19 protein-coding genes are annotated in these 16,679 nt (G+C 68.2%); 10 read left to right on the forward strand and 9 right to left on the reverse strand.

All coding sequences use genetic code 11. From position 1 onward, the window contains the following. Nucleotides 1-25: 25 nt before the first annotated feature. A complete protein-coding gene (locus tag J7024_RS19155) occupies nucleotides 26-1,153 on the reverse strand; it encodes a lytic transglycosylase domain-containing protein (protein WP_124828006.1) in 1,128 nt (375 codons plus the stop codon). Between the two features lie 596 nt (nucleotides 1,154-1,749). Between J7024_RS19155 and J7024_RS19160 the strand changes: the two genes are divergently transcribed. Then, entirely contained in the window at nucleotides 1,750-3,306 is a 1,557-nt protein-coding gene (locus J7024_RS19160; protein WP_098549496.1) for a UbiD family decarboxylase, read from the forward strand. Nucleotides 3,307-3,361: 55 nt separating this feature from the next. Then, the gene (locus J7024_RS19165; RefSeq protein ID WP_124828007.1) at nucleotides 3,362-4,033 is read left to right on the forward strand and encodes a LysE family translocator; all 672 of its coding nucleotides are present in this window, start codon (nucleotides 3,362-3,364) and stop codon (nucleotides 4,031-4,033) included. Between the two features lie 119 nt (nucleotides 4,034-4,152). Here the strand turns inward: J7024_RS19165 and J7024_RS19170 are convergent, their stop codons facing one another. Beyond that, complete coding sequence (locus J7024_RS19170) at nucleotides 4,153-4,437, reverse strand: hypothetical protein (protein ID WP_124828008.1); 285 nt, start codon at nucleotides 4,435-4,437, stop codon at nucleotides 4,153-4,155. Nucleotides 4,438-4,953: 516 nt separating this feature from the next. Between J7024_RS19170 and J7024_RS19175 the strand changes: the two genes are divergently transcribed. Both J7024_RS19175 and J7024_RS19180 read left to right on the forward strand, forming a co-directional pair. After that, a complete protein-coding gene (locus J7024_RS19175; protein WP_124828009.1) occupies nucleotides 4,954-5,883 on the forward strand; it encodes a Rossmann-like and DUF2520 domain-containing protein in 930 nt (309 codons plus the stop codon). Between the two features lie 76 nt (nucleotides 5,884-5,959). Then, entirely contained in the window at nucleotides 5,960-6,523 is a 564-nt protein-coding gene (locus J7024_RS19180; RefSeq protein ID WP_124828010.1) for a YggT family protein, read from the forward strand. Nucleotides 6,524-6,529: 6 nt separating this feature from the next. On the opposite strand, the gene J7024_RS19185 is transcribed toward J7024_RS19180, so the two are convergent. The 4 genes from J7024_RS19185 to J7024_RS19200 all read right to left on the reverse strand — a co-directional run bounded on the left by J7024_RS19185 (nucleotide 6,530) and on the right by J7024_RS19200 (nucleotide 9,045). Beyond that, nucleotides 6,530-6,880, reverse strand: a complete 351-nt coding sequence (locus J7024_RS19185) for a DUF190 domain-containing protein (protein WP_124828011.1) — start codon at nucleotides 6,878-6,880, stop codon at nucleotides 6,530-6,532. A gap of 23 nt (nucleotides 6,881-6,903) precedes the next feature. Further along, nucleotides 6,904-7,290, reverse strand: a complete 387-nt coding sequence (gene crcB, locus J7024_RS19190; RefSeq protein WP_096503549.1) for a fluoride efflux transporter CrcB — start codon at nucleotides 7,288-7,290, stop codon at nucleotides 6,904-6,906. A 184-nt stretch (nucleotides 7,291-7,474) separates the two neighbouring features. Next, nucleotides 7,475-8,356: an SIR2 family NAD-dependent protein deacylase gene (locus tag J7024_RS19195; RefSeq protein WP_124828012.1), complete on the reverse strand. Its 882-nt coding sequence runs from the start codon at nucleotides 8,354-8,356 to the stop codon at nucleotides 7,475-7,477. An 83-nt stretch (nucleotides 8,357-8,439) separates the two neighbouring features. Beyond that, nucleotides 8,440-9,045, reverse strand: coding sequence for an NUDIX domain-containing protein (locus J7024_RS19200; protein WP_124828013.1), 606 nt, complete (start codon nucleotides 9,043-9,045; stop codon nucleotides 8,440-8,442). Between the two features lie 81 nt (nucleotides 9,046-9,126). Here J7024_RS19200 and J7024_RS19205 point away from each other — a divergent pair, with 81 nt between their 5' ends. From J7024_RS19205 to J7024_RS19215, 3 genes are all read left to right on the forward strand, one after another. Continuing rightward, on the forward strand, nucleotides 9,127-9,882 hold the full coding sequence (locus tag J7024_RS19205; RefSeq protein WP_124828014.1) for a DeoR/GlpR family DNA-binding transcription regulator: 756 nt from the start codon (nucleotides 9,127-9,129) through the stop codon (nucleotides 9,880-9,882). A 167-nt stretch (nucleotides 9,883-10,049) separates the two neighbouring features. Next, the gene (locus tag J7024_RS19210) at nucleotides 10,050-10,661 is read left to right on the forward strand and encodes a chromate transporter (protein ID WP_124828015.1); all 612 of its coding nucleotides are present in this window, start codon (nucleotides 10,050-10,052) and stop codon (nucleotides 10,659-10,661) included. Next, the gene (locus J7024_RS19215; protein ID WP_124828016.1) at nucleotides 10,658-11,194 is read left to right on the forward strand and encodes a chromate transporter; all 537 of its coding nucleotides are present in this window, start codon (nucleotides 10,658-10,660) and stop codon (nucleotides 11,192-11,194) included. The genes J7024_RS19210 and J7024_RS19215 overlap by 4 nt, the downstream gene beginning before the upstream one ends. Before the next feature lie 61 nt (nucleotides 11,195-11,255). Here the strand turns inward: J7024_RS19215 and scpB are convergent, their stop codons facing one another. The 3 genes from scpB to J7024_RS19230 all read right to left on the reverse strand — a co-directional run bounded on the left by scpB (nucleotide 11,256) and on the right by J7024_RS19230 (nucleotide 14,669). After that, nucleotides 11,256-12,065 (reverse strand): methylmalonyl-CoA decarboxylase, encoded by an 810-nt coding sequence (gene scpB / locus J7024_RS19220; protein ID WP_175761230.1) that lies wholly within the window; start codon nucleotides 12,063-12,065, stop codon nucleotides 11,256-11,258. Next, the gene (locus J7024_RS19225; RefSeq protein WP_124828018.1) at nucleotides 12,062-13,285 is read right to left on the reverse strand and encodes a CaiB/BaiF CoA transferase family protein; all 1,224 of its coding nucleotides are present in this window, start codon (nucleotides 13,283-13,285) and stop codon (nucleotides 12,062-12,064) included. Before J7024_RS19225 ends, scpB begins: the two co-directional genes overlap by 4 nt. A gap of 61 nt (nucleotides 13,286-13,346) precedes the next feature. Continuing rightward, a complete protein-coding gene (locus tag J7024_RS19230) occupies nucleotides 13,347-14,669 on the reverse strand; it encodes an MFS transporter (protein ID WP_124828019.1) in 1,323 nt (440 codons plus the stop codon). A gap of 170 nt (nucleotides 14,670-14,839) precedes the next feature. Between J7024_RS19230 and J7024_RS19235 the strand changes: the two genes are divergently transcribed. From J7024_RS19235 to J7024_RS19245, 3 genes are all read left to right on the forward strand, one after another. Beyond that, nucleotides 14,840-15,769 carry a LysR substrate-binding domain-containing protein gene (locus tag J7024_RS19235; RefSeq protein ID WP_124828020.1) on the forward strand — a complete coding sequence of 310 codons (930 nt, stop codon included), beginning with the start codon at nucleotides 14,840-14,842 and terminating at the stop codon, nucleotides 15,767-15,769. Nucleotides 15,770-15,906: 137 nt separating this feature from the next. After that, nucleotides 15,907-16,248, forward strand: a complete 342-nt coding sequence (locus J7024_RS19240; RefSeq protein ID WP_124828021.1) for a DMT family transporter — start codon at nucleotides 15,907-15,909, stop codon at nucleotides 16,246-16,248. 162 nt (nucleotides 16,249-16,410) lie between these two features. Then, the gene (locus tag J7024_RS19245) at nucleotides 16,411-16,644 is read left to right on the forward strand and encodes a hypothetical protein (RefSeq protein WP_233409952.1); all 234 of its coding nucleotides are present in this window, start codon (nucleotides 16,411-16,413) and stop codon (nucleotides 16,642-16,644) included. The last annotated feature ends 35 nt before the right edge of the window (nucleotides 16,645-16,679 follow it).

Raw genomic sequence — 16,679 nt, forward strand, 5'->3', positions numbered from 1 at the left:
GTCGTCCAGCCGGAACTGCCTGGCGTTACGCACCCAGCTCCGAATGGTCACCGTGCGCCTGCTTCACGGTGTCGACGCTGGCGTCGTCCTGCTGCGACGTGCCCTTCGGGACAACGGTGCCCTTCACGGCGAGCGGCTGGGCGCTGTCGAGCGTCGCATGCACGCGCTTCGCGCCGCCTGCCGCTGCCGTCACGGCCGCGGTCACGATCGGCTTTGACGTCTGGGCCGGCGCCTGCGGCGCATTGATCGGCACGCTGCGGCCGTGCGCGACGTCGCGCAGGCGACCGCGCTCGGCCATGACCTTCGCGCCGTATGCGGTGTCGTCCGGGTTCGTAGAACCGTTGTACAGACGCAGGCCAGTCGCGAGCGAGCCGCCGCGTGCGATGCAGTCCTTCAGCACGAGCGCGCCGACCTGCAGATTCGCGAGCGGTTGCAGGGCGGTGTCGGTACCGCCGAAATATTCGAACTTGTCGGAATGGACCTTCGACATCACCTGCATCAGGCCTTGTGCGCCGACGCCGCTCTCCGCGTACGGGTTGAAGCCCGATTCGATCGCCATCACGGACAGCAGCAACAACGGATCGAGGCCGACGTCGTGACCGGTCTGGAACGCAGCCTTGACGAGCTGGCCGAGCGGCTCCTGGGCGACGCGATAACGGCGCGACAGGTAGGTTGCGACGAGTGCCTGTTCGCGGTTCGATGCGAGCGCACGATCGTCGCGCGCATCGACCGGCACCCGCTGGGCCGGAATCAGCTTCGCGAGCGCGACGGGCGACGGGCCATTGCGGGCCGGATCGGACGCATCGTTCTGCGCGGCGGGTTCCGGTGCGACGTCGAGGCCGACGGCAAGCGCATCCGTTTCGGGCGGATCGTCCTGCTGCGGCTGTGCGCCGGCGGGCGCGAAGTTCGGCAGCGGATGGCCGGTCAGCAGACGGGCCGGACCGGCCTGCACGGCCGCGGATACGACCGGCATCAGCTTCGCCGCGAGCGAACCGCGTACGGTCGGCAGCAGCCACAGGGCAAGCGCAACCGCGACAGCGAAACAGCCGACGACGCTGAATAGATGGTGACTGACACGCGTCCCGCGACGCAGCACACCGCGCACGAACTGCGCATGCTGCTCACTGGGACGCCACGATAACCAAGCGTTCATTCAGATCATCTCCCATGAACATGACTCGTGCGGCTCGCTCAGCTCGGTGGCGAGACAGAATACGCGCCGCGGAATCACGACGCCGCACGCCTTGGTTGGGACGTGCAGGCATCGGAGAAACGGTATAAGACCGTTCGAGGCCACGGTATAAGAGGGCCGGCACCTTCGCACAATGGGCGAGGCGGGCATACGCGATGGCACTCACGCAAAAAACCAGCGTCTGGTGGCGCTGGCTGGGACTACAACTCAAGGCCGTCGATACGCCGTGCAGGTTTCGGCGGACGGTGACGCGCTGCGTCAAAGATCGGTGATTGGCGGCTCGAAGCCTTTTACCCTGCAACCAATGTGAGCGGATTCTAGCAGGGTTTTATAGATCGTCAACACTATAAAACCTCAAAATTATAACAAAAAGTAATTTTGAATCGCCCTTCAGAACGTCAGTCCCCCTGCCGTGGCGGCTTTGCGCGCGGTCAACTTTTTTCTCCGCCGGGCGTGTGCGCGGCGCCCCGGGTAAAATCATCGGTCGATTCGGGGCCGCAGCCGGCCGCTGCGCCCGCCCATCGCTGCCCGTCATGCGGGTGGCCCGGACCTTCTTCATGAAATACAAAGACTTACGCGATTTCATCCAGCGCCTCGAGGCACTCGGAGAACTGCGGCGCGTCACGCAACCCGTGTCGCCCGTGCTCGAAATGACCGAGCTGTGCGACCGCGTACTGCGCGCCGGTGGCCCGGCGCTACTGTTCAACGCGCCGCCCGGAAACGCATTTCCGGTGCTCGGCAACCTGTTCGGCACGCCGCGCCGCGTCGCACTCGGGATGGGCGTCGATGCGGGCGACGATGCCGCGCTGGGCTCGCTGCGCGATCTCGGGCGACTGCTGTCCGCACTGAAGGAGCCGGATCCGCCCAAGAGCCTGAAGGACGCCGGCAAGCTGCTGTCGCTCGCGAAGGCGGTATGGGACATGGCGCCGAAATCGGTGTCGTCGCCGCCGTGCCAGGAGATCGTCTGGGAAGGCGCCGACGTCGACCTGAACAAGCTGCCGATCCAGACCTGCTGGCCGGGCGATGCGGGGCCGCTCGTCACGTGGGGGCTCACCGTCACGCGCGGACCGAACAAGTCCCGCCAGAACCTCGGCATCTACCGCCAGCAGCTGATCGGCCGAAACAAGCTGATCATGCGCTGGCTCGCGCATCGCGGCGGCGCGCTCGACTTCCGCGAATTCGCGCTGAAGAACCCGGGCAAGCCGTATCCAGTCGCGGTCGTGCTCGGCGCGGATCCGGCCACGACGCTGGGCGCCGTGACGCCCGTGCCCGATTCGCTGTCCGAGTATCAGTTCGCCGGCCTGCTGCGCGGCAGCCGCACCGAGCTCGCGAAGTGCCTGACGCCCGGCGTCGACACGCTGCAGGTGCCCGCACGCGCGGAGATCGTGCTCGAAGGCTTCATCCATCCACAGGAAGGCACGCCCGCCCCTGCCCCGGCCGGCGCGCCGCCGCGCCCGGCCGGCAACGCGTCCGCCGCGTACGAGCACGCGCTCGAAGGCCCATACGGCGACCACACCGGCTATTACAACGAGCAGGAGTGGTTTCCCGTGTTCACCGTCGAGCGCATCACGATGCGCCGCGACGCGATCTATCACTCGACCTATACGGGCAAGCCACCCGACGAGCCGGCCGTGCTCGGCGTCGCGCTCAATGAGGTGTTCGTGCCGCTGCTGCAGAAGCAGTTCGCGGAGATCACCGACTTCTACCTGCCACCGGAAGGCTGCAGCTACCGGATGGCCATCGTCCAGATGAAGAAGAGCTACGCAGGCCACGCGAAGCGCGTGATGTTCGGCGTGTGGAGCTTCCTGCGGCAATTCATGTATACGAAGTTCATCGTGGTGGTCGACGAGGACGTGAATATCCGCGACTGGAACGAAGTGATCTGGGCGATCACGACGCGTGTCGACCCGGTGCGCGACACCGTGATGGTCGACAGCACGCCGATCGACTATCTCGACTTCGCGTCGCCCGTCGCGGGCCTCGGCTCGAAGATGGGGCTCGACGCGACCAACAAGTGGCCCGGCGAGACGAACCGCGAATGGGGCCGCCCGATCGAGATGGACGCAGCCGTGAAGGCGCGCGTCGACCGGCTCTGGCAAGAGATCGGACTGTAAGCCCGCGGGCCGGCGCTCGCCGCCCCGCGCATTGAACGCCTCAACAAGAACGACGATGAGCTTCCCCCCCGCCTCGATGCTGTCCGACGGTTTTTTCCTGTCGCTGTCGCTGTGTCTCGACATCGGTCTCGTCAACGTCGCGATGCTGTCGCTGACCCTGTCGCACGGCTTCCGGCCGGGCTTCTGGCTCGGCGTCGGCTCGTGCGTCGGCGATCTCGTCTATGCGGCGCTCGCGCTCGCCGGGATGGCCGTGCTGCTGCAGTTCGAGGCGGTGCGCTGGATCGTGTGGATCGGCGGCGGCGCGGTGCTGCTGTTCCTCACGTGGAAGATGGCGCGCGAAGCGCTCGCGCCGGCTGGCGCAGCCAACGACGGCGATGCGGACGACGCGCCGCAGCCGCGCGCCAGCGCCCGGCGCAGCTTCATGCGCGGCATGCTGCTCGCGATGTCGTCGCCGAGCGCGATCCTGTGGTTCGCGGCGGTCGGCGGCGCGCTGATCGCGAAAGCGGGTGCGACCACGCCGGCGACGGCGTCGGTATTCCTGTCCGGCTTCTTCCTCGGCGGTCTCGCGTGGACGCTCTTCATGTGCACGCTCGCGAGCCAGGGCCGCAAGCGCGCGGGCGCGGGGCTGATGCGCGCGTGCCACGTCGCGTCGGCATTGCTGTTCGCGTATTTCTCGTACAGCGTGATCGTCGGCGGTTATCGCGACCTGATCGCCCACGCGGTGTGAACCCGGTCTGAATGCGCTGCCCCGGCCGACCGCCGGTCCGCGGCCCAATGAAAAACGGCGCAACGTCCTCGCAGGACGTTGCGCCGTTTTGTCGCGCCGCTCAGGCCGCGCGGGACACGTCAACGACGCCAGTAGCCGTGGTGGCCCCAGCCGTGACGCCAGTACGGATGGCCGTAGTAGCCGCCGACCACGACCGCGGGCGGCGGATAGTAGGCCGGTGCCGGTGCGTAATAGACAGGCGGAGGCGGCGGCGCGTAATACACCGGCGGCGGCGGTGCGTACACCGGATAAGCGGGTGCGACCGGGATACCGATGCCGACCCCGATCGACACGTGGGCCTGCGCGGCGCTTGCGGCACCCAGGCCCAGCGCGGCGGCGGCAATGAACGGAATGAGCTTTTTCACTTCGATTCTCCTGCTGGAGCGGTCATTTATGCGCTCCTGTCGGCAACGGCGGGCATGCACGTCGCATGGATGCAATGTAGCGAAAACCCGCCCCTCGCGTGTCGCGCATTTGTTGCAAATTGCAATTGCACGCGGTCGCATCGGCGCTGCGGCGCGGACCCGCACATCCGCTGCAACCCTTGCCGGTCGCGCGATTCCGTCCGACCGGCAAGATCGCGACACGCCGGACGGTCAGTCTTACCGGAACCGATGCGTGTGGCGGGAGCGCTTCAGTAATGAACGATTACAAATTTGAGACAAGACGCCGACAATTCAAGGGGGACACGGACTCCACACGATTCGGGGCCGGATGAAAGGGTCTTCACATTCAGCCGCGCTACCGGCGTGCGAACCGCACCGGAACGCCTCGTGCGCGTCGGCCTCGATCGCCGCGCGCCGGCCCCGAAGCGTCTTTCGTGACCACCTCACCATTCCTGCGATACTGGCGGCTGCCCCGTTTCTTCTTGCTGACCCGCCATGTCTCTCCCCGACACACCCCGCCTCGGTTTCATCGGCGCCGGCCGCCTCGCGCGCTGCGTCGCGCGACGTTTCGCGCAAGCAGGCTTTCCGGTCGTCGCGATCGCGAGCCGCACGGCCGGACCGGCTGCGGTGCTCGCCGCGGATATCGACGGCTGCCAGGCAGTCGACACGCCGCAGCAGGTCGTCGACGCCACCGACCTGATCTTCCTGACCGTTCCCGACGACCATCTGGCGTCGACCGCCGCGGCGCTGCATTTCGACGCGTCGCGCGCGGCCGGCCAGGCGCTCGTCCACTGCAGCGGCGCATCGGCGGTCGACCTGCTCGATCCGGCGAAACGGCAAGGCGCGGCCACCGGCGGCTTCCATCCGCTCTACCTGTTCGGCGGCACGGACGCCGATCTCGCCCGCATCGATGGCTGTTCGGTCACGATCGAAGCCGACGGCGCGCTGCACGCAACGCTGATGCGACTTGCTGCCGCACTCGGCTGCCATCCGCTGTCGATTCCGGCCGGCGGCCGGATGCTCTATCACGCGGCCGCGCACTATGCGGCGAGCTTCGCGCTGTGCGGGCTGTCGGAAGCGGTCGAGCTATGGCGCGGCGTCGGCTTCGACGAACAGGCCGCGCTGCGCGCGCTGCTGCCGATGCTCGCCGGCACGATCGAGACCGCACGCGACAAGGGCCTCGCGGATGCACTCGCCGGCCCCGTCTCGCGCGGCGACACGGGCATCGTCGAGCGCCAGCTCGCGCTGCTCGAGGCGCGCGGCGGCGATCATGCGGCGCTGTATGCGCTGATGACCCGCCGCGCGGTCGCGCTCGCGGCGAAGCGCGCCGCGCCGCCGGCCTCGCTGCCGGCGCTCGCCGAAGCCGTCGAAACGTCGCTCGCGCGCACGACCGGGCACCCCTCCCCGTCCCGAGACGAGGCGTGATAAGGTGTCGGCCGATGCGCCGCCATCCGGCGTTGGCGGCAGCACGCTACTCGACTGTATAAAAAGGATGCCAACGATGTTCGGCGAGATCGCCCGTTTTCTGCTCAATACCATCTTCACGCTGTTCGGCGCCGCGCTGATCCTGCGCGTCTGGATGCAGGCCGTCCGCGTCCCGCCGTACAACCCCGTCACGCAGGCCGTGCTGCAGGCGACCAACTGGCTCGTGCTGCCGCTGCGCCGCGTGATCGCGGGCGTGCGCGGCATCGACTGGGCGAGCGTCGTCGCCGCGCTGCTCACCGCGATCGTGTACGTGGTGCTGATGGTCCTGATGGCCGGCTTCGATCCGGCCTCGGTGATCGCGACGCTCGTCGTGGTCGCACTGCTCACCGTCGTGAAGTGGGCGCTCAATCTCGTGATCTGGATGACGATCCTGATGGCGCTGCTGTCGTGGCTCAATCCGCGCTCGCCGGCGATGCCGATCCTCTATCAGCTCACCGCACCGTTCCTGAACCCGCTGCGCCGCGTCATCCCGAACCTCGGCGGCATCGACCTGTCGCCGATCCTGCTGTTCGTGATCGTGCAGGTGCTGCTGATGATCGTCACGCGCGCCGCCGTGTCGCTGACGATGTTCGGCATCTGAGACGGATTACGTCGCCGGCCCCTGCGCCGGCGGCGCGTCGAGCGTGTCGATCACGCCGAAGCGTGCCGGAATCACCGCGTAGCACACGCGCACCTTCTCCCGCGACAACCGCTCGATCAACTGCTGCGCTTCGTCTTCAGTGACGATGAATTCGACCTCGATCGCGAGTGACCCCTGCAGTTCGAAAAAACGGTCTTCGTGCAGCACGCGATGCCGGCCGAAGCCGGCCATCGCACGAAACGCGGAACCGCCCGCGACACCCATCCGGTTCGCTTCCTCGAGCAAATATTCCCACAGCGGCTTCCAGTGCAACCGATGGTGCTCATGCACGTAGAAGCGCAAGAAGACCCTGTCCATCGCCTCCTCCGATGCCGGCGCGCTCAGGCGGCCGCGAACCACGCACGCGCGGTCCACATGCCGAGCGCCGTCAGCGTGAACGATCCAGTCAAGTGTAGGGCAGCCACCGCAAACGCCCATCCGAATTCGCCCTGCACCGCGTGCGTCATCACTTCGACCGAATAGGTCGAGAACGTCGTGAGCCCGCCGAGGAAACCCGTGATCACGAACAGCCGCCACTCGGGCGGCAGCCCGACGCGGGTCGTGAAAACGACGGCAGCGACGCCGATCACGTAGCCGCCGATCAGGTTCGCGGCGAGCGTGCCGAGCGGCACGGCAGGAAAGAACGCGTTGAGCGCAAGGCTCAGAAACCAGCGCAGCAACGCGCCGAGCCCGGCGCCGACGAAGATCGCGACGATCGAATAGAACACGGACGCTCCCGGTCGGTCATGCGGCTGGGTTCCGCCGCCGGCCCCGGTCGCCCGGGGCCATGCCGGTTTCCGGGCGCGCACGGCGCACGCACGGCTGGCACTGGCTGAACTGTATGCGGATTCGCGGCGCGCCTGCAACGACGACGCGCGCAAGCGCGCCCGCCAGGTTGCGTCGCGGGCCAGCTCATTCGCGCTGCCAGGCCGCGTCGAGCGCGGCGAGCGTCGCGAGCGCGCCGCCCTCCAGCCCGATCACGTCCGCGCGGCGCGCATGGGCCTCGCGTGCGTTGATCCGGATCACGTCGGCGCCGAGGCGTTCGCTCAGCATGCGCACCGTCGGAATCGCGGTGCCCGCGCCGATCTCGACGACGGCCACCCGCCCCGCCTGCGCGACCCAGCGATCGAGCGCGCGCTCCTGTACTTCATGGTGGGCGCCGAGCCAGCCCCGGTCGCCGAACATCAGGATGTTCGGCCGGGCAAGGCCGCCGCAACGCGGGCAGCGCGGCAGCTCGCCGACCAGCCGGCACGTGGCCGTGTCGACGTCCGGCGTAAATGGCGCTGCGCTCCACGTGTCGTCCGAGCACGGGCGCAGGCACTGCATCGCATGAATCGAACCGTGGATTTCGACGATTCGCGCCGGATCGAAACCGGCCTTCTGGAACTGACCGTCGACGTTGCTCGTCAACACGAAGCCACCATTGGGCATCGCATCCATCCAGCGCCGCAGGATCGCGAAGCCCGCGTGCGGCACGGTGTCCCGGTAAAGGCCGAGACGATGCCCGTAGAATCCCCACGCGAGTTGCGGATGTGCGCGGAACGCCTGCGGCGACGCGATCTCGTGAAACTCGAAACGCTCGTGACGCAGCGCCGGATACGCACGCCAGAAGCCGTCCGTGCCGCGGAAGTCCGGCAGTCCGGAATCGACGCCGATGCCAGCTCCGGCCGTCACGAGCAGTGCCTCGGCGCGCGCGAGCGCGTGGACGGCTGACGCGACGCATTCCGCAGGCAATTGCGTGGCGGCGCTGCCGTCGGTGGAAGCAATGGAACGGGTGGAATCGGAAGGCGGCATGAGGGAGCTGCGGTAGCGTCGAACGGGCGCGCGAATGGCGTCGCGCGATCATACGCCCGTTCGGGCATCGTGCCGAGGCTTCGTCACGCGGTCGTGGCGCGCCCGCCCGCGGACTCCCGCAGCGCGACGTACTGCAGCAGCATGATCGTCTTCGCGTCGACGATCTCGCCGCGCTCGACGGCATCCAGCGCCGCTTGCAGCGGCATCTCGACGACCTCGAGATCCTCGCCCTCCTCCGCGATGCCGCCCCCGTCGCCCGTGCGCAACGACGCATCGTATTCGCCGACGAAGAAGTGCAGCTTCTCCGTGACCGAACCCGGGCTCATGAACGCCTCGAACACCTTGCGCACGCCGCGCACGCGATAGCCGGTTTCCTCTTCGGCTTCCGCGCGAATGCGCGCGTCGGGCGTCGCATTGTCGAGCAGGCCGGCGGCGGCTTCGAGCAGCATCCCGTCGTGCCCGTTGACGAACGCCGGCATCCGGAACTGCCGCGTGAGCAGCACGTCACCCGTCGCGGCGTTGCGCAGCAGGATGGTCGCGCCGTTGCCGCGATCGTAGGTTTCGCGGCTCAGACGCTGCCACGTGCCGTCGCGGCGCAGGAAATCGAACGTCACCTTCTTCAGCACATACCAGTCATCGGACAGCACCGTCGTATCGACGATGCGGACGCGGTCCCGCGTTGCGGCCATGGCGGCCTCCCATTCGACAAGAGACGGACCGCATGGTAACGTGCATATTCGTGCAATTTCAAGAATTTTCGTGCAACCCCGATGCTGACGACCCAACGCAAAAAGGCGATCCTCGATGCGCTCGCGCGCGACGGCCAGGTGCTGGCCACCGAACTGAGCGTGCAATTCGGCGTGTCCGAAGACACGATCCGCCGCGACCTGCGCGAGCTGGCAGCCGAAGGCCTGCTGCAGCGCGTGCACGGCGGTGCGCTGCCGGCGTCGCCGGCCGTCGCGCCGTTCGCGCAGCGCGAGGCGCTCGAACCGGAGGAAAAGCGGCGCATCGCGCGCCGGGCCGCGCAGATGATCTCGCCCGGGCAGGTCGCGATCGTCGACGGCGGCACGACGTCGGCGCTGCTCGTCAGTCAGTTGCCGCCCGACCTGCGCGCGACGATCGTCACGCACAGCCCGAGCGTAGCCGTCGCGCTGGCCGCGCACCCGTCGATCGACGTGATCCTGATCGGCGGCCGGCTGTACAAGCATTCGATCGTGTCGGTCGGCGCCGCGGCGATGGAAGGCATCGCGCGCATCCACGCGGACCTGTATTTCATGGGTGTCACCGGCGTTCATCCGGTCGCGGGGCTGAGCACCGGCGATTTCGAGGAAGCGGCGATCAAGCGTGCGCTCGCCGAGCGCGCGGGCGAGACGGTCGTGCTGGCCTCGCAATCCAAACTGCGTGCAGCATCGCAGTTCGTGATCGGCGAGCTTGCGCTCGCGCAGACCGTCGTGGTCGAACGGGAAACCGACGCGGCGCTGACCGAGCCGATCGAGGCCGCCGGCGTGACGGTCGTGCGCGCCTAGCGCCTGCCTGCTTGCGCCGATAACGGACTCGCGCCGTCGACACGGCCGCGTCGACGGCCCCGCCCCCCGATCGTTGCGCCGACATCCTCGCGGCGCCGATGTCAGCGTGCTGACAGGCACCGCTTGCTACCATGGGCGACTGCCCAACCGTCACGCCAGTCCGTCCGATGCTTCCGCCCGCCACCCCGACTCCGCCCGCGCCGCCCGACGGCGATCCGCCGTCGCCCGGCGTCCTCGCGCTGTTCATCGCATTCGCGCAGATCGGCCTGACCAGCTTCGGCGGCGGGCTGAGCGGGCGCATGATGCGTGACTTCGTGGACGAGCGGCGCTGGATCGACGAGGAAGCGTTCCTCAACGGGCTTGCGCTGTCGCAGGCGCTGCCGGGCGTCAACGTAAAGAACCTCGCGATCTGGATCGGCTACCGGCTGGCCGGATGGCGCGGCGCGGTGGCCGGCTTCACCGGCATCATCGCGCCGCCGGCCGTGCTGATCGTGCTGTTCGGCATCGCGTTCTCGACCCTCACGCGCTTTACGCTCACGCATGTCGCGCTTGCCGGCGCAGCCGCCGCGGCGATCGGGCTGTCGATCTCGATGGCGATCACCGCGGTGCGCCGGCTGCCGCGTCACGTGCTGCCGTTCGCGGTGATGACGCTCACCTTCGTGTCGGTGGCCGTGCTGCACTGGCCGCTCGTGTGGACCGTACTGATCGGCGGCACGCTGAGCGTTGCGCTCGAATACCGCCGCGCGGCGCCTTCCTCCGCGGGGCGCGACGACCGATGAATGCGATGTCGCGCTACGCCGCCCTCTTCGGCGTGTTCGCGCCGCTGTCGATCGCGACGATCGGCGGCGGGCAGGCGATCATCGCCGACATCCAGCGCCAGGTCGTCGACGTCCATCACTGGATGACGGCAACGCAGTTCGTGAACGACTTCGCGATCGCGCGGATGGCGCCGGGCCCCGGCTCGCTGCTCGCGACGCTGATCGGCTGGCAGGTCGCGGGCTTCTGGGGCGCAGTGATCGCGACGCTCGCGCTGTTCGGGCCGACCGCGTTCCTGATCTACGGCGTCGCGCACCTGTGGCGACGGCATCAGGGCGCGCGCTGGCAGATCGCACTCGAAACCGGCCTGCGCCCGGTTGCAGCCGGCATGATCCTCGCGTCGGTCTGGGTGCTGCTGCAGGCGCTCGATGGCGGCTGGCCCGCGCGGGCGATCGCGGTTGCGTCGACGGTGTGCGTGATGGTCACGCGCCTTCACGCACTGCTGCTGATCGTCCTCGGCGCGTTGCTGCTGATCGGCGTACACGCGCTCGGCTGACCGAAAGAGGCCGAGCATCGGCATGCGAGCAATGACGCAACGCTCCTTCTCCGCCCGTGACCTAGATGCCGCGAAACACCGGCGCACGCCGCTCCGCGAACGCGCGTAACCCTTCATCGAAATCCGCACCGTCGCACGCCTGCCGGCGCAACTCGGCAATCCGTTCGAATGCGTCCACCGGCATCGGCCGCGCGTCCTGCAGCACGCGCAACTGCTCCTTCACCGCGTGCACCGCGAGCGGCGCCTTCGCGGCAATCGTGCGGGCGATATCGAGCGCAACGTCGTCCACGCCGCCGGCTTCCGCGAGCCGGTTCACGAGCCCGTGATGGGCGGCGCGCTCGGCATCGAGCGGCTGCGCGCAAAAAAACATCTCCTTCAGGACGTGAATCGGCAGGTTGTCGTAAAAGCGCAGCAGGCCGCTCGTCGAATACGGCAGGCCGATGTTCGCGGGCGTCATCGCGAAACGCGCACCGCGCTCCGCGATGACGAGGTCGCAGCTCATCACGAGATCGACCGCCCCGCCCCATGCGGAGCCCGCGACCGCTGCGACGACCGCGCCCGGATAGGTCCGGATCCGCCGCAGCGCACGTTCGAGCGGCTTGCCGTAGGCAAGCGGATCGCGGTCGTCGGCGAGTTCGCGAAGGTCGTGGCCTGCGCTCCACACGTCGCCGTTGCCGTCGTTCGACAGAATCACGATCGGCGCCGGATGTTGCGCGGCGAGCGCATCGATGCACGTCACGAGCCGATCGAGCAGCGGTGCGTCGAGCGCATGGCGCCGCGCGGGATTGGAAAACCGCACGCGCGCGATGCGCTCGCCGATCATGTCGACCGTCACGCCCGACGGCGCCGCCTGTTTCGTCACGTCCGTCATTGCACGGCCTCCGCTGCGGCTTCGGCCTGGAAAATCGCGCGCTCGCCCCGCAACGCATCGATCGCATCGTCGTCGTAGCCGGCTTCGCGCAACACGTCGACCGTATGCTCGCCGAGCAGCGGCGGCGCATGGCGCGTGCGCGGCGCCGGCCCGGTGTCGCCCATCGCGCCGAGCGGCGTCACGACCTGACGCACCGTCCCGAGCGTCGGATGCGCGACCGGTTCGACGAGCCCGCAATGCGCGAGCTGCGGATCGGCGAACACCTCGTCGAGCGTATGAATCGGCCCGGCCGGCAGCCCTGCCTCGACGAAACGCTGCGTCCATTCGCGCTTGCCGCGCGTACGCAACCGGCTCTCCAGCAACACCTTCAACGCATCGCGGTTCGCGACGCGCGCATCGTTGGTCGCGAAGCGCGGATCGTTCGGCAATTCGGACAGTTCGAGCAACTGGCACAGCCGCAGCCACATGTCGGTCGTGATCGGCGCGAGGTTCAGCGGCCCGTCGGCCGTCTCGAACACGCCATACGGCGCGATCACCGCATGCGCGTTGCCGGTGCGGCGCGGTACGTCGCCGAGGCTCAGGTAGCGCTGTCCGTGCACGCTCAGCAGCGCAACGAGGCTTTCGAGCAGCGACGTGCCGACGTGCTGTCCGCGCCCGGTTCGCTCGCGCTCGTACAGCGCGGCGATGACGCCCGTCGCGACCCACATCCCCGAGCTGAGATCCCCGATCGCGGTACCCGTGCGGGTCGGTTCGCCGTCTGGAAAGCCGGTGAGGCTCATCAGCCCCGCGTAACCCTGCGCGATCTGGTCGAAACCCGGCCAGTCGCGCAGCGGGCCACGCGGACCGAACGCGGTCACGCTGCCCATCACGAGCCGCGGATCGCGCGCGCTCAGCGCGTCGTAGCCGAGCCCCATCGCGTCCATCGTGCCGGCCTTGAAGTTCTCGATCACGACGTCGGCCTGCGCGATCAGCCGGCGCACGACATCGATGCCGGCCGGCTGCCGGAAATCCACGCAGATGCCGCGCTTGTTGCGATTGCAGGACAGGTAGTACGTGCTCACACCGCGATCGAACGGCCCCCATGCGCGGCTCATGTCGCCGTTCGGACCCGACTCGACCTTGACCACGTCGGCGCCGAGATCGGCGAGCACCATCGAGCAGAACGGCCCCGACAGCGCGCGACTCAGATCGACGACCCTGATTCCTTGTAATGCCTGCATTGCGGACTCCTGATATTGATGACGAGATGTTGCTGACAGCCGGACGATGCCGGCCAGCCGTTCATTCCGGTAGTGGCTGGTGACGCGTTTCGATGGCGAACGGCAGGATCAGGATGCCGAGGCCGAACACGGCCGCGGTCCACGCGACCGGTACGCCGAGCGAACCGTAGCCGTGAATCGCTGCGCCGAGCACGAAGTTCACGCCGGCGCCGATGAAGCGGCCGACCGATGCGTTGAACGCGAATGCGGTCGCCCGTACGCGGGTCGGATACTGCTCCGGAAGCCACAACGAGAAGATCGCGAAATTGCCGCCGAAGAAGCCGAGGAACGCGAGCGAAACCATGAATGCACCGAGCCCGTTCGGCTGATAGAACGCCCAGCCGAACGCGAACACGATCGCCGCGGCCATGCCCGCGAAATACACGCCGAGCGCGGTGCGCCGGCCGACCCGTTCCGCAAGCCACGGCGCGACGAGGCAGCCGACGATCGTCGTGCACGACAGGATCGCCGCGCCGACCGATGCGAGCCGCATCGCGCCGATATGGTCGATGCCGGCGCGCGCCGCAAGCGCGCTGACCGCGCTCGCCTCGTAAACCGAACCGGCCCACAGCCCGACGATCGCGACGCCGACCAGACTCGCGCTCGTCAACGTGCGGCGCAGGAACGCCGGCGCGAAGATCTCGCGCAGCGGGTGCACGCGCTTCGCGTGCGTCGCGTCGCCGTCGCGCACGTCGTGCCGGCGCCACTGCCCCGGCTCCTTCACGCGCATCACGGTGAAGACCGCGAGCAGCGCGGGCGCGAGCCCGCACAGGAACATCGCGCGCCAGCCATAGGTCGCGCCGATCGTGTAGTTCAGGCAAGCCGCGATGAAGAAACCGAAGTAGTAGCCCGTCTGCAGGTAGCCGGCGCCCATCTTGCGGCGATCCTCCGGCCAGCTCTCGGCGACGTAGGTGCCCGCGAGCGCCCATTCGCCGCCGACGCCGATCCCGGCGATCAGCCGGCACGCGGCCAGCACCCATACGTCGTGCACGAACGCAGCTGCACCGGTGAACACCGAATAGATCAGGATGCTCGCGGCGAGCGTGCGCACGCGGCCGAAGCGGTCGGCGAGCGGCCCCCAGATGAACGACAGTCCCCAGCCGATCAGAAACAACGCGAACAGGATCGAGCCGTACATCCCGAGATTCGCGGGCGTCGCCGCGATGCCGGACGCCGGCAGCAGTTCGGTCAGTGCGGGAATCAGCACGAGCGCATAGATCACCGAGTCCACGCCGTCGAGCACCCAGCCCGCGTACACGGCCCAGAAGCCCTTGACCTGCTCGCGCGTGAGCGGCGTGCGCCGCGGCTTCGCGCCGGCCGCCGGCGCGTCGATCGCCTTGAACATCTTCGTCTCCTTGCCGGCCCAGCCGGCTCCGGTGCCGCGTCCGGTCCGGGATGGCCGGTCTGCGGACTCTTTTGTGAGACGAGTATAGAAATGTCAGCGATCGTCGAAAAATATGATATTCATCTTGCTCGATCGGATTGGCTTATGGCTCGAATCGGGAGGCGGCGACAATGGACCTGAGGCAATTGCGCTATTTCGTGAAGGTCGTCGAATGCGGCAACGTCACGCATGCGAGCGAGGCGCTGCACGTCGCACAACCGGCGGTCAGCCAGCAGATGCGCAATCTCGAGCAGGATCTCGGGATGCAGCTGCTCGAGCGCAGCGTGCGCGGCGTCGCGCCGACTGCCGCGGGCCGCACGCTGTACCGGCATGCGCTCGAACTGCTGCGCCAGGCCGACGGCACGCGCGAGCTGCTGCGCCGCGACGCCGATACGCCGCAGGGCCGCGTGACGGTCGGGATGCCGTCGAGCACCGCGCGCGTGCTGGCGATCCCGCTCGCGCGCGCCGTGCGCGAGCGCTATCCGGGGATCATGCTGGAATTGATCGAGGCACCGAGCGCCGATCTCGACACGCTGCTCGAACGCGCGCGGCTCGACCTCGCGATCGTCGTCGATGCGGTCGACACGCGCGGCATCGCGATTCACCGGCTGCTGACCGAAACGCTGTACCTGATCACGTGGCCCGGTTTTCCGGTGCCGGACGATCCCGTTCCGCTCGACGCGATCGCTCGGCTGCCGCTCGTGCTGCCGAGCGCACCGAACACGATCCGCAACCGCGTCGACTGGGCGATGCGCGAAGCCGGGCTGTCGTACCAGATCGGTTTCGAGGCGAGTTCGACCGGGCTCCTGTTCGCAGCCGTGATGGCGCAGCTCGGTGTGACGATCCTGCCGTGGACGGCCGCGCATGTCGAGATCGAGGAACGCAAGCTCAAGCTGTCGACGGTCGCGCACCGGCTGTTCGTGCGCGACCTGTCGCTGTGCTGGCACGACACGGCGCTCGTCAGCAATGCGGTGCAGAAGGTGAAGGCGGAGATCGTCGCGCTGTTCGACACGCTCGGGCGCCGGCCGGAATGGGCGGCAGGAAACGCCGGGCACGTGTGACCCGCGACGCACATCGCGCATCGCCCGTGCCTTGCGCAACGCTGCCGCACGCACTAAGCTCCTTTCATCCTGGGTACCGCTGACACCTGCTCTTCTCCTCGCCGCTCGGTATAAGCGTCGGGGGAAGGAGTCCGTTCGTGTCCCCGTTCCAGTCCGCCTGGCTTCTGCTGGGTATCAGCGTTGTCGCCGAAGTACTCGGCTCCGTCGGCCTGAAATTCTCCGCCGGCCTGTCCCGCCCGCTACCGTCCGCCATCACGATAGTCTGCTATGCAAGTGCCGTCTGGCTAATGGCGCTCGCGACGAAGCGCCTCGAAATGGGGCTCGCCTATGCGAGCTGGGCCGCCGCCAGCACGGCGGCCACCGCCGTCATCGGCATCGTCTGCTTCGATGAGTCGGTATCGTCGCTGAAGCTCGTCGGCATCGCGTTGACCGTCTGCGCCCTCGTCGCGCTCAATCTCGGCGACGCCGCCGCCGGCTGATGGCATGCGCGGTAGACGGTGGGCGGTGGGCGGTGGGCGAGCGAACCGTGCGCGCGCCGTGCGGCATGGTGCGCCGAACATTGACAACGCCCCCCGCCGCCCCTTGATGTTGGTCGCATCGTAACCATCACCGGTTCAGCTCAAGAGGTTGTCGGCCCGCTCGTGCTCGACACCTCTGCCTTCCTGGAAGGTCTGCTGCTTGGCGCCGGCCTGTTCACGTCGGTCGGCCCCAAGGACGCCTTCGTCATCGAGCGCTCGATTTCGCGCTCCCATCTGCTCTCCATTTCGCTCGTCTGCGCGGGCAGTGGCGCGCTGCTGATCGAGCTCGGCGCGAGGACGGCATCGCTCGCGTGGTTCCTGATGCTCGCGTACGGCGCGCGCACCTGCCGCGCGTGATTCGCCCGCGTGCTGGCGTGGCGCGTGCTCGACCT

Source organism: Burkholderia sp. WTPI3, from assembly GCF_021483755.1.
Lineage (GTDB): Bacteria > Pseudomonadota > Gammaproteobacteria > Burkholderiales > Burkholderiaceae > Burkholderia.

Excerpts from the sequence above, each read along its gene's own strand:
- J7024_RS19155 (WP_124828006.1), bottom strand. The coding sequence starts at position 1,153 with ATGAACGCTTGGTTATCGTGGCGTCCCAGTGAGCAGCATGCGCAGTTC.
- J7024_RS19160 (WP_098549496.1), top strand. The coding sequence starts at position 1,750 with ATGAAATACAAAGACTTACGCGATTTCATCCAGCGCCTCGAGGCACTC.
- J7024_RS19165 (WP_124828007.1), top strand. The coding sequence starts at position 3,362 with ATGAGCTTCCCCCCCGCCTCGATGCTGTCCGACGGTTTTTTCCTGTCG.
- J7024_RS19175 (WP_124828009.1), top strand. The coding sequence starts at position 4,954 with ATGTCTCTCCCCGACACACCCCGCCTCGGTTTCATCGGCGCCGGCCGC.
- J7024_RS19180 (WP_124828010.1), top strand. The coding sequence starts at position 5,960 with ATGTTCGGCGAGATCGCCCGTTTTCTGCTCAATACCATCTTCACGCTG.
- J7024_RS19185 (WP_124828011.1), bottom strand. The coding sequence starts at position 6,880 with ATGGACAGGGTCTTCTTGCGCTTCTACGTGCATGAGCACCATCGGTTG.
- J7024_RS19195 (WP_124828012.1), bottom strand. The coding sequence starts at position 8,356 with ATGCCGCCTTCCGATTCCACCCGTTCCATTGCTTCCACCGACGGCAGC.
- J7024_RS19200 (WP_124828013.1), bottom strand. The coding sequence starts at position 9,045 with ATGGCCGCAACGCGGGACCGCGTCCGCATCGTCGATACGACGGTGCTG.
- J7024_RS19205 (WP_124828014.1), top strand. The coding sequence starts at position 9,127 with ATGCTGACGACCCAACGCAAAAAGGCGATCCTCGATGCGCTCGCGCGC.
- J7024_RS19210 (WP_124828015.1), top strand. The coding sequence starts at position 10,050 with ATGCTTCCGCCCGCCACCCCGACTCCGCCCGCGCCGCCCGACGGCGAT.
- J7024_RS19215 (WP_124828016.1), top strand. The coding sequence starts at position 10,658 with ATGAATGCGATGTCGCGCTACGCCGCCCTCTTCGGCGTGTTCGCGCCG.
- scpB (WP_175761230.1), bottom strand. The coding sequence starts at position 12,065 with ATGACGGACGTGACGAAACAGGCGGCGCCGTCGGGCGTGACGGTCGAC.
- J7024_RS19225 (WP_124828018.1), bottom strand. The coding sequence starts at position 13,285 with ATGCAGGCATTACAAGGAATCAGGGTCGTCGATCTGAGTCGCGCGCTG.
- J7024_RS19230 (WP_124828019.1), bottom strand. The coding sequence starts at position 14,669 with ATGTTCAAGGCGATCGACGCGCCGGCGGCCGGCGCGAAGCCGCGGCGC.
- J7024_RS19235 (WP_124828020.1), top strand. The coding sequence starts at position 14,840 with ATGGACCTGAGGCAATTGCGCTATTTCGTGAAGGTCGTCGAATGCGGC.